Origin of the sequence: Pseudomonas alkylphenolica (assembly GCF_004025535.1) — a bacterium.
Lineage (GTDB): Bacteria > Pseudomonadota > Gammaproteobacteria > Pseudomonadales > Pseudomonadaceae > Aquipseudomonas > Aquipseudomonas alkylphenolica_A.
In genome coordinates this window covers 731,079-747,575 of sequence record NZ_QJRG01000033.1, presented here as the reverse complement: position 1 = coordinate 747,575, position 16,497 = coordinate 731,079, and the positions used below count along the sequence as shown (strand labels likewise).

12 protein-coding genes are annotated in these 16,497 nt (G+C 60.4%); 7 read left to right on the top strand and 5 right to left on the bottom strand.

The features are described 5' to 3' along the window. Positions 1–56 precede the first annotated feature (56 nt). Positions 57–944 carry a LysR family transcriptional regulator gene (locus tag DM813_RS03485; protein ID WP_128322031.1) on the top strand — a complete coding sequence of 296 codons (888 nt, stop codon included), beginning with the start codon at positions 57–59 and terminating at the stop codon, positions 942–944. Between the two features lie 3 nt (positions 945–947). Here the strand turns inward: DM813_RS03485 and DM813_RS03480 are convergent, their stop codons facing one another. Genes DM813_RS03480 through DM813_RS03470 form a run of 3 tightly spaced genes read right to left on the bottom strand, consistent with a single transcriptional unit; the run spans position 948 to position 3,953 of the window. Then, positions 948–1,766, bottom strand: a complete 819-nt coding sequence (locus tag DM813_RS03480; RefSeq protein ID WP_128322030.1) for a sulfite exporter TauE/SafE family protein — start codon at positions 1,764–1,766, stop codon at positions 948–950. Further along, a complete protein-coding gene (locus tag DM813_RS03475) occupies positions 1,763–3,031 on the bottom strand; it encodes an NAD(P)/FAD-dependent oxidoreductase (RefSeq protein ID WP_128322029.1) in 1,269 nt (422 codons plus the stop codon). Before DM813_RS03475 ends, DM813_RS03480 begins: the two co-directional genes overlap by 4 nt. Before the next feature lie 37 nt (positions 3,032–3,068). Continuing rightward, positions 3,069–3,953, bottom strand: coding sequence for an MBL fold metallo-hydrolase (locus DM813_RS03470; protein WP_128322144.1), 885 nt, complete (start codon positions 3,951–3,953; stop codon positions 3,069–3,071). Between the two features lie 249 nt (positions 3,954–4,202). Here DM813_RS03470 and DM813_RS03465 point away from each other — a divergent pair, with 249 nt between their 5' ends. Further along, the gene (locus DM813_RS03465; protein ID WP_241653121.1) at positions 4,203–5,516 is read left to right on the top strand and encodes a sigma 54-interacting transcriptional regulator; all 1,314 of its coding nucleotides are present in this window, start codon (positions 4,203–4,205) and stop codon (positions 5,514–5,516) included. A gap of 64 nt (positions 5,517–5,580) precedes the next feature. Here the strand turns inward: DM813_RS03465 and DM813_RS03460 are convergent, their stop codons facing one another. Beyond that, entirely contained in the window at positions 5,581–6,903 is a 1,323-nt protein-coding gene (locus DM813_RS03460) for a CapA family protein (RefSeq protein ID WP_128322028.1), read from the bottom strand. Between the two features lie 258 nt (positions 6,904–7,161). Between DM813_RS03460 and DM813_RS03455 the strand changes: the two genes are divergently transcribed. From DM813_RS03455 to DM813_RS03435, 5 genes are all read left to right on the top strand, one after another. Next, a complete protein-coding gene (locus tag DM813_RS03455) occupies positions 7,162–9,024 on the top strand; it encodes a DUF1302 domain-containing protein (RefSeq protein WP_128322027.1) in 1,863 nt (620 codons plus the stop codon). Positions 9,025–9,050: 26 nt separating this feature from the next. Then, positions 9,051–10,412: a DUF1329 domain-containing protein gene (locus DM813_RS03450; RefSeq protein ID WP_128322026.1), complete on the top strand. Its 1,362-nt coding sequence runs from the start codon at positions 9,051–9,053 to the stop codon at positions 10,410–10,412. A 105-nt stretch (positions 10,413–10,517) separates the two neighbouring features. Next, positions 10,518–11,438, top strand: coding sequence for a LysR substrate-binding domain-containing protein (locus DM813_RS03445; RefSeq protein WP_128322025.1), 921 nt, complete (start codon positions 10,518–10,520; stop codon positions 11,436–11,438). Positions 11,439–11,515: 77 nt separating this feature from the next. Continuing rightward, a complete protein-coding gene (locus tag DM813_RS03440; protein ID WP_128322024.1) occupies positions 11,516–12,793 on the top strand; it encodes an MFS transporter in 1,278 nt (425 codons plus the stop codon). A gap of 115 nt (positions 12,794–12,908) precedes the next feature. Then, positions 12,909–13,997 (top strand): M14 family metallopeptidase, encoded by a 1,089-nt coding sequence (locus DM813_RS03435; protein ID WP_128322023.1) that lies wholly within the window; start codon positions 12,909–12,911, stop codon positions 13,995–13,997. Positions 13,998–14,079: 82 nt separating this feature from the next. Here the strand turns inward: DM813_RS03435 and gyrB are convergent, their stop codons facing one another. Further along, on the bottom strand, positions 14,080–16,497 hold the full coding sequence (gyrB, locus tag DM813_RS03430) for a DNA topoisomerase (ATP-hydrolyzing) subunit B (protein ID WP_128322022.1): 2,418 nt from the start codon (positions 16,495–16,497) through the stop codon (positions 14,080–14,082).

Below are 16,497 nucleotides of genomic sequence, written 5' to 3'. Positions count from 1 at the left end.
CAAGTGCTGTGCGTTTTAACACAACGTTCGTGAACACCTGATTCACAAGGAAAAGCATGTTCGACTGGAATGATCTGCGGTTTTTTCTCGAGTTGCAGCGTAGTGGGCGTTTACTGACTGCCGCCAAACGCCTGAACACCACCCACAGCACTGTCGCCCGGCACATCGAGAATATCGAGCAGAGCCTGGGCACCGCCTTGTTCGTCCAGCACGCCCAGGGCTACGAACTGACGCCTTCCGGCCAGGCGTTGCTCAAGCATGCCGAAGCCATGGAAAACGTCGCGCTGCTGGCCCAGGAGGAAATCACCCAGGCCATCACCCCGCTGGGCAAGATCCGCCTGGGGGTCACCGAAGGCATCGGCATCATGTTCTTCACACCGCGCATGGGCAGCCTGTTTGAACGCTATCCGGGGCTGGAGGTGGAGCTTGTGGCCGTGCCCAGGTTCGTCAGCATTCTCAACCGCGAAGCGGAAATCAGCATTCATCTGGAACGGCCCAATGCCGACCTGTTGATAACCCGCAAACTCACGGACTATCGCCTGGCGTTGTACGCCAGCCCCGAATACCTGGCCAACGCGCCCGCCCTCGAACATCGCGAGGACCTGGCCAGGCACAGCTGGATTGGCTATGTCGACGATCTGTTGTTCAGCCAGGAACTGCTGTTTCTCAACAGCTTCTGCCGGGCACCGAATGTCGTGTTTCGCAGCACCAGCGTGATTGCCCAGCAGCAGGCCGCCAGGGCCGGTTTGGGCATCGCCGTACTGCCCAACTACATGGCCCGACACGACCCGGCACTGGTGCGGGTGCTGCCCAGCGAGACCATTCAGCGCAGCTACTGGATCTGCACCCGCCGCGAACTGCACAAATCAGTGCGACTGCGGGTGGTCTGGGATTTCCTCCTGGAACTGTGCGCGCAAGAGCAAGACGCGCTACTGGCGGAGTAGGGCTCATCCTCCCAGGGTTTTCACCACCAGCAGCAGCGCCGCGCAGATGCCAACGGTGGCGAACAGTTGCTGCAGGCGCGGCCCGGCCAGGCGACTGGCAAACTGCCGGGCGATCAACAGCCCGAGCACCGCACCTGCAGCAAAGGGCGCGCCTACGCTCCAGTGCATCACTCCGCCGACACTGGCACTGATGACGCTCCCGGTGGACACCAGGGCAATCACCGCCAGCGAAGTGGCGACGATGCTTTTCATGTCCAGGTTGGTGTAGCGGCTCAACGCCGGGATGATCACAAAGCCGCCACCGACCCCAAGCAATCCTGAGAGCAACCCGGACAGCACACCGGTAAAGGCCAGTGCCCGGGCGCAGGGCAGGGTCCAGCGCAGGCGACCCTGTAAGGGGTTGAGCACACAGGGCATGAGCGTGCGCTTGCCCAGGGGCGGTTCGCCGCGCAGCTCTCGGCGCGCTTTGAGCAGCATGCGCCCGCAGGCGTATACCAACACCACGGAGAAGGTGAGGGCGAGCGGCGCGTTGGGCAGCCGGTGAGCCAGCATCAAACCGAAAGGCGCAGCAACAATACCGATTGCCGCCACAAAAGCAGCAGCCCGGTAGCGCACCACGCCCTGACGCAACCCCAGCAAGGCGCCGACGGCGGCGGCCATGCCGACAGCCAGCAGGCCGACGGGAGCGGCTTCCACCATCGACAGGCCAAGGCCGAACACCAACAGCGGCACTGCCAGGATGCCGCCTCCTGCACCGGTGAGCGCCAGCACGGCACCGATGATCGCGCCGAGCCCTGCGGCCAGTAGTTCGTGTTCGATCACTGCCCGACCTCGACAAGCGTTTGCGGTTTGGCCAGCCATTCGCGGCCTTTGAGCATGCAGCGCCAGTACAGTGGCGGCAGGATCTGCGCCTTGAGCAACCACGCCAGGCGGGTGGGCCTGCGACCATCCAGCAGCCAGCGCGGGAAGCTCGGCGCCAGTTTGCCGCCGTAGGTGAACTCGGCCAGGACAATCTTGCCGCGCTCAACGGTCAATGGGCAGGAACCGTAGCCATCGTACTGCGCCAGCCTCGGCAAACGTCCCAAGGCCACCAACACGTTATTGGCGACCACAGGTGCCTGTTTGCGCGCGGCGGCAGCGGTCTTGGCATTACTGGTATTGATCACATCGCCCAAGCCGTGAACGTTGGCGAACTGCCGGTGGCGCAAGGTCGCCGGGTCGACGTCGACCCAGCCGGCAGCGTCGGCAAATGGACTGCTGCGGATAAAGTCCGGAGCGACCTGCGGCGGGACCACGTGTAGCATTTCGAAAGGCTGTACCCGGGTTTCGCTGCTGCCATCGGGCAGGGTGCGTACAAAGGTGGCTTGCCGGGCGGGACCATCGACGGCAACCAGGCGATGGTTGTACTGAAGGTCGACGGCGTACTTGTCGATGTACTTCATCAACGCAGGCACATAATCGGCCACACCGAACAACACCGCGCCGGCATTGAAGAACTGCGCCTGGATGTTGCCCAGGCGGCCGCTGCGAAGCCAATGGTCGCAGGACAGGTACAGCGCTTTTTGCGGTGCCCCCGCGCACTTGATCGGCATCGGCGGCTGGCTGAACACGGCGCGACCTTCACGCAGGTTCTGCACCAGCTGCCAGGTGTAGGGTGCCAGGTCGTAGCGGTAGTTGGAGGTCACGCCGTTGCGACCCAGGGTGTCGCTCAAGCCTTCAATCGCCTGCCAATCGAGCTTGAGTCCAGGGCACAGGATCAACTGCTCGTAGCTCAGCACACTGGTGTCATCCAGGGTCACCGTCTGGGCGTTGGGGTCAAACTGCTCGACCCGTGCCTTGATCCAGCGCACACCCTTCGGCAGCGCGGCGGCCATCGGCTTGGCGGTACTGGCAGGCGAGAAGACACCCGCACCTACCATCGTCCAGCCGGGCTGATAGTAGTGAGTGTCGGCCGGATCAACGAGGGCAATGTCCAGCGACGGATCGCGACGGATCAGGCTGGAAGCCACAGCGATGCCGGCAGCTCCAGCGCCAACAATCAGGACTTTGTGATGATCGCTTCTCAGCGATGGGGAATGGGCAGGCATGGCAAGGTGTTCCTTTAATAATAATTCTGGGTAGTGCTCAGAGTGCGTTCAGCGGAATCTTCAGGTAGCGCACGCCGTTTTCTTCGGGTTCTGGCAGTTGCCCACTGCGCATGTTGATCTGCACCGACGGCAGGATCAGCACCGGCATGTCGAGGGTTGCATCGCGGGCTTCGCGCATGGCGACAAATGCGTCTTCGCTGATGCCCTCACGCACGTGGATATTGCTGGTGCGTTGCTCTGCCACCGTGGTCATGTAACGAAGCTCACGGCCACCCGGCAGGTAGTCATGGCACATGAATAATCGGGTTTCAGCGGGGAGGGCGAGAATGCGCTGGATCGAGCGGTACAGCGTGCGCGCACTGGCACCTGGGAAGTCGCAACGGGCCGTGCCGTAGTCCGGCATGAACAGGGTGTCACCGACAAAGGCGATGCTTTGCCCTTCACTCTCCACCACGTAGGTCATGCACGCTGGCGTATGGCCTGGCGTATGCAGTGCCTTGGCGCGCAAGCTACCGATGGCAAACACCTGCTCATCCTCGAACAGCGCATCGAACTGGCTGCCATCGCGGGCGAACGTCGGGTCGGCATTGAACAGGGCACCGAAGACTTTCTGTACCTGGGTAATCTGGCTGCCAATGGCCACCTGGCCACCCAGTGCCTGCTTGAGATACGCCGCTGCCGACAGGTGATCGGCATGCACATGGGTTTCCAGAATCCACTGGACCTTGGCACCCAGCTCCTGAACCCGGGCAATCAGGGCGTCGGCCGAGGCCGTGCTGGTACGCCCGGCCTTGGGATCGTAGTCGAGCACGCTGTCGATCAATGCACATTGACCGCTAGCACGATCCATCACCAGATAACTGATGGTCGAGGTCGCACTGTCGAACAGCGCCTCCACATACATATTGCCGCCGATGATCATTACCGCTCTCCAGAATTTTTCGTGTGCCATGGCGTAAAGCCGTGTGCGCATTGATCAGCCTGTTATCAAGATGCGTGCCACCCCTTGTAGCAGCCTGTTTTCAGGCTAAAGCGCCGGTTTCATTGACTGGCAGTCGCCTGGCAGCTGGCAGACTGCCGTTGTTTCTGCCAGGTCATGGCAGTCCCTGGCAGTTTTTGGCAGTCCCTCTCGCCTTCAGTTAAGCTGCTCGGGAGATTTCCCTGGTGTCTTATGGCTTATTCTTCGCAAGAAATTCCTGATCCTGCCGTTCAATCGCTGGTGTCCTACCTCGAACACGACCCACAACCGAGCATCGTGCTGGACACTGACTACAACATCCTGGCTGCCAACGCGGCCTATCAGCGCCAGTTCACCGCTGGAGGCCAATCGCCCGTCGGAGGTAAATGCCACCGGGTGTCCCATCACTATGCCGTGCCCTGCGATCAGGCTGGCGAGTTGTGCCCGATGCGCAAAGCCTGGGACAGCCGCGCCCCGGAAAGGGTGCTGCATGTGCACCACACTCCGCGGGGGCCGGAGCACGTGGATGTCGAGTTGCGGCCGATCCTGAACGCGGACGGCGAGGTGGTAGCCTTTGTCGAACGCCTCAGCAGCATTGCCGTGGCGTCGGCACAACCTCAACAGCAAGGTCTGGTCGGGCGCTCGAGCGCGTTTACCGACGCCTTGTCCAGCCTGCAGCGCGCCGCGCCGGCACAGATCCCGGTGCTGCTGCAGGGTGAGTCAGGCACCGGCAAGGAGCTCTTTGCCCGCGCCTTGCACCTGGGCAGCCCCCGCGCCAACGGCCCGTTGGTCGTCGTCGACTGCACCGGGCTGAACGAGTCATTGTTCGAGAGTGAGCTGTTCGGTTACGAGAAAGGTGCATTCACCGGTGCGCTGCAACGCAAGATCGGCCTGGCCGAAGCGGCCCATGGCGGCACCTTGTTTCTCGATGAGATCGGCGAAGTACCGCTGGCCATGCAAGTCAAACTGCTGCGCCTGATCGAATCCGGCAGCTTTCGCCCGGTCGGTAGCCTGCGCACTGTTCATTCGGACTTCAGGCTGGTGTCGGCCACGCATAAGCCGCTCAAGGAGATGGTGGCGGCGGGCAGCTTTCGCGAAGACCTGTATTACCGGATCAGCGGTTTTCCCATTCGATTGCCGGCGCTCAGAGAGCGGGTCGATGACTTGCCGTTGCTGATCGAGAGTTTGTTACAGCGCATCGCAGGGAGTGCGGCACCCCGGGTTGATCGGGAGGCGATGAACGTCCTGAGCCTGTATGCCTATCCCGGCAATATCCGTGAGCTGCGCAACATCCTTGAACGGGCGCGGTTGTTTGCCGATGACGGAGTCATCCGCCTTGAACATTTGCCCGCCGAGTTCAAGGAACCTGCCACCGACGGCCAACACAGAAGGCAACCAGCAAACAGCCTTGGGCACCTGGCGCAGGCAGTGGATAACTTCGCAGGGTCACGCGCCGAACTGGCAAAGCACTTGCGGATGAGCGAGCGCACCCTGTATCGGCGGTTGAAGGCGTTGGAAAAACACTAGCATCATCCATGCGCTACCAATGTCAGCACGTTGGGGGGCTGACATTGGAATTTCACAAGCAGGATCAGAGCACAACGCGCGCCGTGTCCGCGTTGATTTCCAGACGGGTTTCATAGCCAGCGCACAGCGCTGCAAAGCGTTGCAGGATTGCCCAGGCCTGATCACCTGCGGCCAGCCGTGGTCGGCCGCGTCGGTGGATGGCTTCGCCGAGCCCCAAATGCACCGGGTGTAGTTCGATGCCCGTCAGGGTGCGACCGTCGAAGGTGCAGATCGGCACAATGCTCTCCCAGAAACGCGCATCGGACGGGAAGCTGCGCGTGTCGTTGCGGGTGCGCTGCAAGAACACCTTGGACGGTGTCTGCTGGCGGTCGACGCGGAACTGGTCGTAGCTGTCCACCGGTAGACGTTCAACCAGTTCATTCTGACCGATGAAGTTACCCAGGCTGTAGAAGATCGGTTTGCCTTGGTAGATTTCCATGCCACGCAGCAAATGCGGGCCATGACCCACCACGATATCGACGCCCGCGTCGATCAGCTTGCGCGCCACTGGCTGGATGAATTCGGCGGGTACTTCGAGGTCCCATTCACCCGCTTCGTTATAGCCCAGTTCGTGGGCATGCAGGCTGACCATCACGATGTCCGAAGTCAGCCGTGCTTCCTCGACCCAACGCAAAATGCCATCCAGGTCTTTCTTGCGCACAAGAGTACGCAGCCGGGTGCGCGCACCTTCACGAAACAGCAGCGGTGTGAACGGGCCAAACACCTGCAGCGAAGGGTCGGGCAGGGGATGAGCGAAGCCCAGATCGACCGCGCCTTGGTACAGACGATCCAGACCAAGGTCGGCAATCAACTGGCGCACCTGTGTCATCTGTTCGGTACTGACTTCATGCAGGGTGTCGTAGCCCAACGGGTTGAGGCCCGGGCGGCCAGGCATGTCGCGGCTCTGGTCACTGGCTTCCTGGCCCTTGCCGTAGGTCGAGCTGCAAGCCAGCATTGCGACGGTACCCGCCGGTTTGCTGCAGTACACCGGGCGACGAGCTTCTTCGAGGTTTCGCCCGGTGCCGGCGAACAGCAATTCACGCTTGCGTAGCTGTTCATGGGCGGCGTGAAGGCCGCTGATGCCGTAATCCAGGCTGTGGTTGTTGGCGGTGGAGAACACGTCAAAGCCACCCTCGACCAGTTCGTCGAGCACCCAGGCCGGGGCACCGAAATGGGAGCCACCGCTTTCCAGTGCCGGGTCACCGGCAAAGTCGTTGGGCAACACCTCAAGATTGGTGAAGCTCACGTCCGCTGCGCGGATCAGGTCAAACAGCGGACTCAGCGTCTGATCGTCACGGCTGTGCAGACGACGCTGCAGGATACTGTCGCCGGTCAGGGCAATCTTCATGGTCTACCTCGCAAGGGGTGAAATCCGACCGGACTATAGGGCAAGCCTGCACGACAGCAGATTGAATACGGTTCATCCCGATAGCCACAAGTTATCAACCCCTTGTGCGGCAAGAGCACTCACACCTGCCACCCTCTCATTTGGCTATGGGCATCACTTTTTTTCAGAAGCCGTCGCTGTGACTCGCTGCTTACCATGCAACCGCCCCGCCGACGGGGAGGCTTTCTCATGAACAGCAGGTTCAAGGCGCAGAGCACTATGAAAAAAACAATAACCGGCGTCGCGGGCCTTCGGCTTCGCGCACTGCCGCTGGCAGTCAGCCTGACACTCGCGGCAACAGGCGCGCAGGCCGTTACCTTCAACATCGGGGAAATAGAAGGGCGTTTAGACTCCAGCCTGTCCATTGGGGCAAGCTGGGCCATGGACAGCCCGGACCGTGCGTTCATTGGCAGTCGCAACGGCGGCACAGCCTCCACCCAGACCTCCGATGACGGACGCCTGAACTTCAAGAAAGGCGAGACCTTTTCGAAGATCTTCAAGGGCGTGCACGACCTTGAACTCAAGTACGGCGACACCGGCGTGTTCGTACGTGGCAAGTACTGGTACGACTTTGAGCTCAAAGACGAAAGCCGCCCGCTCTACGACATCGACGACAACCACCGCGACAATGCCGCCAAAGCCTCGGGCGTCGAGCTGCTGGATGCCTTCGTCTACCACAACTACACCGTCAACGACCTGCCCGGCACTGTGCGCGCCGGCCGTCAGGTAGTCAGCTGGGGTGAAAGCACCTTTATCCAGAACGGCATCAACAGCATCAACCCGGTCGATGTCTCGGCCTTGCGCCGCCCAGGCTCCGAGGTCAAGGAAGCGCTGATTCCGGTCAGCATGCTCTATTTCAACCAGGGCCTGACCGACAACCTGTCGGTCGAGACTTTCTACCAATTGCAGTGGGAAAAGACCGTCGCCGACAACTGCGGCACCTTCTTCAGCAGCGATGTAGCCGCCAAGGGCTGCGACATCAACATGGCAATCAACGGCAGCGACTTTGACCGCGATATCGACGGCACCGGTGTGCTTGGGGGTTACGGTTATGTACCTCGGCTCTCGGACAAAGAACCGCGCGACAGCGGCCAGTTCGGCGTGGCCCTGCGCTGGATGGTGCCCGAACTCAATGACACCGAGTTCGGCTTCTACGCCATGAACTATCACAGCCGAACCCCGACCAGCACCTGGGCCGTAGGCCGCGGCGCCCTGGTCGACCCGGTGGGCGGGCTGGCAGGGCGGGGCGGTGTCAGTACGGCACGCTATTACCTGGAGTATCCGGAAGACATTCGTCTGTTCGGCCTGAGCTTCAGCACCACTGTCGGCGCCACCGCCGTGGCCGGCGAACTCAGCTACCGGCCAAACATGCCGCTGTCGCTAAACGCCAGCGATGTATCGGCAGCCGCCACCCTTGGTGCTGCTGCCACCAACCCGCGGGTCAATGCCGGCCTGCCGATCTTCCAGACCGGTTTCGCCAGTTCCGCCTACGGCTCGCTGATCAATGGCTATGTACGCAAGCCGTTCACCCAGGCACAAGTCACCCTGACCCGCACCATCGACCAGTTGACCTTCATCGGTGCCGACCGGCTGACGCTGGTGGGTGAGCTCGGCTACAGCCACATCGCCGACCTGGGCGCGACCGATGGTTCAGATCTGCGCTTTGGCCGCAGCAGTATCTATGGCAACGGTGAATTGTCCGAAGCTGGTAGCGCGCCTTTGCTCGGTGGCATTTCTGGCAACAACCTGTGTCGCCAGGTAGCCAACTCCGCCAACCCGGACCAGTGCAGCAGCAAAGGCTTCTACACCGCCGACTCCTGGGGTTACCGGCTGCGTGCCGGGCTGGAATACGCCGACCTGATCGGTGGTGTAGTACTACGCCCGAGTCTGTCCTTCGCCCACGACGTCGAAGGTTTTGGCCCGACCTTCAACGAAGGCGACAAGTCAGTGAGCATTGGTCTGGATGCCGAATACATGACCCGCTACAACCTGGCCGTCAGTTACACCGATTACTTCGGCGGTGACTTCAACACCAACACCGACCGCGACTTCCTCGCCGTCAGCATGGGCGTGAGTTTCTAACGTCCCTTTGTTCCTGGAGGTAGACCATGTTTCGCAAATCCTTGATCCGCAGCAGCTGCCTGGCCTTGAGCCTGTTGACCGGCCAGGTGATGGCCGCGGTGTCCGAACAGGAAGCCGCACGCCTGGGACGTGACCTGACGCCTATCGGCGCCGAGAAAGCCGCTAACGCCGACGGCAGCATCCCGGCCTGGACCGGCGGCCTGCCGGCGAGCACCGGTGCAGTGGACGCCGGCGGCTTTATCCCCAACCCTTATGCCGACGAAAAGCCCCTGTTCGTCATCACCGCGCAAAACGCCGAACAGTACAAGGCGCGTCTGACCCCCGGTCAGTTGGCGATGTTCAAACGGTTTCCGGACACCTACCGCATTCCGGTGTACACCACCCATCGCAGCGTCACTCTGCCGCCGAAGGTGTTTGCCGCCGTGAAGGAAAACGCCACGCGCACCACCCTTGCCGAAGGCGGTAACGGGCTACAGAACTTCACGATGTCGATTCCATTCCCGATTCCTCAGACTGGCCTGGAAGTGATCTGGAACCACATCACCCGTTACCGGGGCGATTCTATCCTGCGCAACACCGCCCAAATGAACCCGCAAGATAACGGCACCTACACCGTCAGCATGATGAAAGAGCAGTTCGCCTTTCCGTTCGGGCTGAAGGATTACGACCCGCAGAAGATGGCGAATATCCTCTTCTACTTCCGCCAGGAAATCCTCTCGCCACCCCGTCGGGCCGGCAGCGTGATGCTGGTGCTGGAAACCCTCGATCAGGTCGCCGAGCCGCGAATGGCCTGGGTATACAACGCCGGCCAGCGCCGGGTGCGCCGTGCGCCACAGGTGGGATACGACAGCCCCGGCGCCGAAGGCATGCGTACTTACGACGACTTCGACATGTTCAACGGTGCACCCGATCGCTATGACTGGAAGCTGGTGGGCAAGAAAGAGGTCTACATCCCCTACAACAGCTATGCCCTGGACTCACCGAAGCTCAAGTACGACGACATCATTCGTCCGGGCCACCTGAATCCCGACCACACCCGCTACGAACTGCACCGGGTCTGGCATGTGGTCGCCACCCTGAAGCCGGGGCAGCGCCATGTCTACAGCAAGCGTGACCTGTACATCGACGAAGACAGCTGGCAGGTTGCCGAAGTCGATGCCTACGACGGCCGTGGCAACCTGTGGCGGGTTTCCGAGGGGCATGCACGGTTCTTCTACGACCAGCAGTTCCCCTGGCTGACGGCCGAGACTCACTACGACGTGTCCAACGGTCGCTACACGGTCTCGGGCCTGCGCAACGAAGAGAAGAAGAACAGCTACGACTTCTCGCTGAATGCATCGAGCAAAGATTTCACCCCGAACGCCTTGCGCGCTACCGGGATTCGCTGACAGCCCGCAGCACCCACGGGATGGTAATGCTACCCGTGGGCGCGGACTCGTCCGACGCTGCTTTTTATGCTCTAGTTCGCATCCCCTCAGTTCAGGTGTGTGTCCATGAAGTTGCATCAACTGCGCGCCATCGTCGCGATCTGCGAAAGTGGCAGTATTCAGGAGGCCTCACGGTTACTGCATATTTCCCAGCCGGCCCTGTCAAAGAGCATCAAGGAACTGGAGTCGGAACTGGGCGTGCCCCTGTTGGTGCGATCGAATCGTGGCATCACCGCCACCCCTTATGGTGAGCATCTGGTGCGCCGCGCGCGCCTGGTAGTAGAGGAAGTACGCCGGGCGCGGGACGAAATCGAAACACTCAAGGGCACCATGGACGGTCGGGTGACCATCGGCGTGTCGCCTGTAACGCCCAGCCAACAGTTCGTCAGTTGCATCCTCAGCTACCGCAAGCGCTTTCCAAAGGTGCAACTGCAGATCCTTGAACTGCGCCCGGCCAAACTACTGGAAGGTTTGCGTGAAGGTCAGCTGGATCTGGCCCTGACTTCCCATCCGCCGGTGCGTAGTGTTGAAGGCTTTGAGTGGCACGAGCTTTACGCGCAACCCACCACGCTGGCGGTGCGCAAAGGCCATCCACTGTCGAAGGCGCGCTCATTGAGCGAATTGCTCGACCAGGAATGGCTGCTGCCTGACGCGCTGGACAGTGCACTGGCCGGCCGCATGTTCGAGGAGTACGGGGTCAAGCCGCCAGAACGCACCATCGTCTGCGCGTCGGTAGTGCTTTACGCAGAGCTCGCCGCCACAACCGATGCCGTGAGTAGCTGGTCGCGTCGGGTGTTCGACTTGCCCATCGTGTCTGGCAATCTGGACATGCTGTCGATCGCAGAGCGCGTGCCCGGCACCGACATCTCCCTGGTGTGCCGGCCTGCAGAACTGATGACCCGGGAAACACAGATGCTTGTCGACGACATCATCTACGCCTTCAAAAACCCGCCATCTTTGCGTTCACCGCTCCATAACCAACCCTGATAAGCATGCCGATAGATCATTATTCAGCGACCAGCGGCTGCGGCATCCTGCCTGCCTGACCCATGGAGTAGCCCTGTATGCCGTTCTCCCGACGTAACCTCGTGTTGGTGATGCTGATGGCAGTAATGATCATCAGCGTGCTGGACAAGAGCATCTTTGCCTTCGCCGGCGCCCAGATCATTGATGAGCTGAAACTCACACCCGCTGAATTCGGCTTCATCGGCAGTGCGTTCTTTTTCCTCTATTCAATCTCCGGGGTGGCGGTGGGCTTTCTCGCCAACCGCTTTCCCAGCCGCTGGATCCTGGTGGGCATGTCCGTGGTGTGGATGGTCTCGCAACTGCTGGTGAGCGTCAGCAGCAGCTTCGCTGCACTGGTACTCAGCCGCTTGATGCTGGGTGCCGGTACCGGCCCTGGCACTGCCGTGACTCAGCATGCCTGCTTCAAATGGTTCGGCCCCACTGAACGGGTGATGCCCGCATCGCTGATCCAGGTGTCGATCATGCTCGGTGCCGTGCTCGCCGCGATCTGTCTGCCTTTTCTGATAGCACAGGTCGGTTGGCGCATGGCTTACCTTGCGCTGGCGCTGATCGGGCTACTCTGGATGCTGCTGTGGCTGGCCTTCGGTCGCGAGGGCACGCAGGTGGATGAAGTAATCGACAATGCCGGGCAACCCTTGCCAGGCTATCGGCGGTTGTTGCTAAACCGGACTTTCCTCGGCATCACCTTGATTGGCTTCATGGGCTTTTTACCCAATGCGCTGGTCTACAGCTGGGTGCCGGTGTACCTGCAGAAAGGCCTGAACATGACCGCGATGCAGTCAGGTTACGTGGTCATGGGCGTAACCCTGGCGGTCATCCTCTGTAACCTCGGCGTCTCGGCATTTTCCCAACGGGCACTCAAGCGAGGCATCAGCCCGCAACGAGCAATGGTGGTACTCCCGCTGGCCTGCTGTCTGATCGCAGGCCTGGCCTTCCTGCTGATAACCCAGGCCCACGGCCACACGCTTGCGACACTGGCGCTGTACGCGATTGGCGCGGTATTGATCAATGTGTTGCCGACCTTCGCCAACACCATCGTTGCGTTCATTGCGCCCAGCGTGCGCCGCGGTTCGATGCTGTCGATCCATATCGGCGGAGTTACCAGCGCCGGCATGCTGGCGCCCTGGTTAGTCGGGCAATTGGTCGCAGTTCGCGGCGGTGACATTGCGCATGGCTTCGAGTCGGCGCTGGCGCTGATCGGCGCAGCCATCATTGTCTTCACCCTGATCGCCTTCTGGCTGGTACGACCAGAGCACACCCGCGAGCAGCTGCAGGCCGGCGAGTCGTCCCTGCAACCGGTGCTGCACACCAGCTAATCATCAGGCCGCTGTCTTGCGGCCTTTTCCCCATTCAACTTTTCCTGGCTTAGGGCCGGCCGGCATGCGGCTGCCCGCCAGCCGGGTCAACCCATGGAAAAATCCAGGAGCTGCTATGACCTCCGCTGCCTGTTTCTCACAGACATATGCCCAAGCACGCCAGAAGTTCTTGAGTGCCTGCGCCGATCTCGGTTTACCCGTGGAATCCCACCGGCACCCCTTACCGGGTGCCGAAGCAGAGGAGCTGGCCGTTGATGTAGCACGCAGTGGCCCGCTCGACGCCGAGCACGTGGTGTTGATCAGCAGTGGTTGCCATGGCGTTGAGGGCTTTTGCGGGTCAGCGGTGCAGATCGCATTGTTACGGGATGAGGTCTTTCAGCGTCAGGCAAGCGACGCTCGCTGTGCGGTGGTGTACCTGCATGCAGCCAACCCCTATGGCTTCTCCTGGCTGCGCCGCTGGACTCATGAGAACGTCGACCTGAATCGCAACTTCCGAGATTTCAGCCAGGCCCGCACGCACAACGACGACTATAAGGCGCTTCACGCAGTGATGATCCCCAAACGCTGGCCGGCGACCTTAGGTAATCGCCTTCACCTGCTTTCACACCTGGTGAAGTTCGGCCGCAGGCGCTTGCAGAAAGCAGTCTCGGGTGGGCAGCACAGTCATCCCGAAGGTCTGTTCTACACCGGCGTCTCGCCCACATGGAGCAATAGCGCGGTGCGCAAAATCGTCCGCCAGCACGCCAGCCACTGCAAACACCTGGTGTGGATAGATATCCACACCGGTCTCGGACCCAAGGGCCATGGTGAACGCATTTACTCCGGGCCCGGTAATTCACCCATGCTGGAACGGGCCAGACGCTGGTGGGGGGAGGGCGTACGTTCCTCGCAAGAAGGTCAGTCCGTATCGGTGCCGCTTAGCGGGCTGATGGTATACGGCGCACTGGATGAGTGCTCCCCGGCGGCGTTCACCGCACTGACCTTGGAGTTCGGCACCTTGCCAGGCACACAAGTGCTTGATGCTTTACGCGCTGAACAGTGGCTGCACAACAACCCTGGTACCGGTGAGCACCAGCGCCAGCAGATCAAGCAGCAATTGCGCGATGCATTCTATGTCGACGAACCGCAGTGGAAGGATGATGTGTTGCGTCAGGGTCGCGAAGTCGCTCTGCAGGCAATCAATGGCTTGAGCGTCGCGCTGTAATCAGCCGCACCTCAATAATGAACGCAAAAAAAAACCCAGGGCCTTTCGGCACTGGGTTTTTCATGCGGGTGGCTACACCGGATCAGAAGTCCAGGTTAGATACCGCCAACGCGTTGCTTTCGATGAACTCACGACGTGGTTCAACGGCATCGCCCATCAGGGTGTTGAAGATCTGATCGGCAGCGATCGCGTCTTCGATGGTCACCTTGAGCATGCGGCGCACGGTCGGGTCCATGGTGGTTTCCCACAGCTGGTCCGGGTTCATCTCACCCAGCCCTTTGTAGCGCTGGATGGTGTGACGCTTGGTGCTTTCGGTCATCAGCCAGTCGAGTGCTTCCTTGAACTCGGTGACCGCCTTCTTGCGCTCGCCACGTTGCACGTAAGCACCTTCGCCGAGCAGGGTGCTCAGTTGTGCGCCAAGAGCGGTGACGGTGCGGTAGTCGTTACTGCCGAAGAAGTCACGGTTGAAGGTGACGTAGCTGGCCAGGCCATGGGAGGTGATTTCCACTTCCGGCAGCCAGACGTTACGCTCCTTGTCTTCACGCAGGCTGGCCTTGTACAGCAAGCCGGACTTCTCGACGCTACGCAGACGCTCTTCGAACTTGGCCAACCACGCCTGCATGGCAGCGTGGTCGCCCAACTGCTCCAGAGGAACGGCAGGCAGGTAGACGAAGTGCTCGGTCAACTCCTGAGGGTACAGGCGCGACAGACGCTTGAGGGTCTTCATCACAGTACGGAATTCGTTGACCAGGCGCTCCAGCTCGACACCGGAAACCGGTGGCGCCGATTCGTCCAGGTGCAAGCTGGCGTCTTCCAGGGCCGACTGGGTCATGTACTCTTCCATGGCCTCGTCGTCTTTGATGTACTGCTCCTGCTTGCCTTTCTTCACCTTGTACAGCGGTGGCTGAGCGATGTAGATGTAGCCGCGCTCGACCAGCTCTGGCAGCTGACGGAAGAAGAAGGTCAGCAGCAAGGTACGAATGTGCGAACCGTCCACGTCAGCATCGGTCATGATGATGATGTTGTGATAGCGCAGTTTGTCGATGTTGTACTCTTCGCGACCGATACCACAGCCCAGTGCAGTAATCAGGGTGCCGACTTCCTGGGACGAGATCATCTTGTCGAAACGTGCTTTCTCGACGTTGAGGATCTTACCCTTGAGCGGAAGGATGGCCTGGGTCTTACGGTTACGACCTTGCTTGGCCGAACCACCTGCGGAGTCACCCTCCACCAGGTAGAGTTCAGAGAGGGCAGGGTCCTTCTCTTGGCAGTCAGCCAGTTTGCCTGGCAGGCCGGCGATATCCAGTGCACCTTTGCGGCGGGTCATTTCCCGCGCTTTGCGCGCTGCTTCACGGGCACGCGCCGCGTCGATCATTTTTCCAACAACAGCCTTGGCTTCGTTCGGGTTTTCCAGCAGGAAGTCGGAGAAGTACTTGCCCATCTCCTGTTCTACGGCTGTTTTGACTTCCGAGGACACCAGCTTGTCTTTGGTCTGCGAGCTGAACTTTGGATCTGGAACCTTAACCGAGATGATTGCAGTCAGACCTTCACGGGCGTCATCGCCGGTGGTCGAAACCTTGTTCTTCTTGGCCAGGCCTTCCTGCTCGATGTAGTTGTTCAGGTTACGGGTCAACGCCGAGCGGAAGCCGACCAGGTGGGTACCACCGTCGCGCTGCGGAATGTTGTTGGTAAAGCACAACAGGTTCTCGTTGAAGCTGTCGTTCCACTGCAGGGCGATCTCTACGCCCACACCGTCTTCACGCTGAACATTGAAGTGGAACACCTGGTTGACCGGCGTCTTGTTGGTGTTCAGGTACTCAACGAAGGCACGCAGGCCGCCTTCGTACTTGAAGTACTCCTCTTTACCCGAGCGCTCATCCTTGAGGAGGATGCCAACACCGGAGTTGAGGAACGAAAGTTCACGAATCCGCTTGGCCAGGATGTCCCAGCTGAAATGGATGTTCTTGAAGGTTTCGGCCGACGGTTTGAAGTGGATATGAGTACCGGTGGTCTCACTCTCGCCAACGATTTTCATCGGAGCTTGTGGAACACCATGAACGTAAGTCTGTTCCCAGATCTTGCCGCTACGACGCACCGTCAGAATCAACTGCTCGGAGAGGGCGTTTACCACCGACACACCTACACCGTGCAGACCGCCGGAAACTTTATAGGAGTTGTCGTCAAACTTACCGCCGGCGTGCAAGACGGTCATGATGACCTCGGCGGCGGAGACGCCTTCCTCTTTGTGCACGTCGACTGGAATGCCGCGACCGTTGTCGCGAACACTGATGGATTCGTCCGGGTGAATGATTACGGTGATGTCATCACAGTGGCCGGCGAGTGCCTCGTCGATCGAGTTATCGACCACCTCGAACACCATGTGGTGCAGGCCGCTACCATCATCGGTGTCGCCAATGTACATACCGGGACGCTTGCGCACGGCATCTAGCCCTTTCAGCACCTTGATGCTGGAGGAGTCGTACGTTTGATTTTCGCTCAT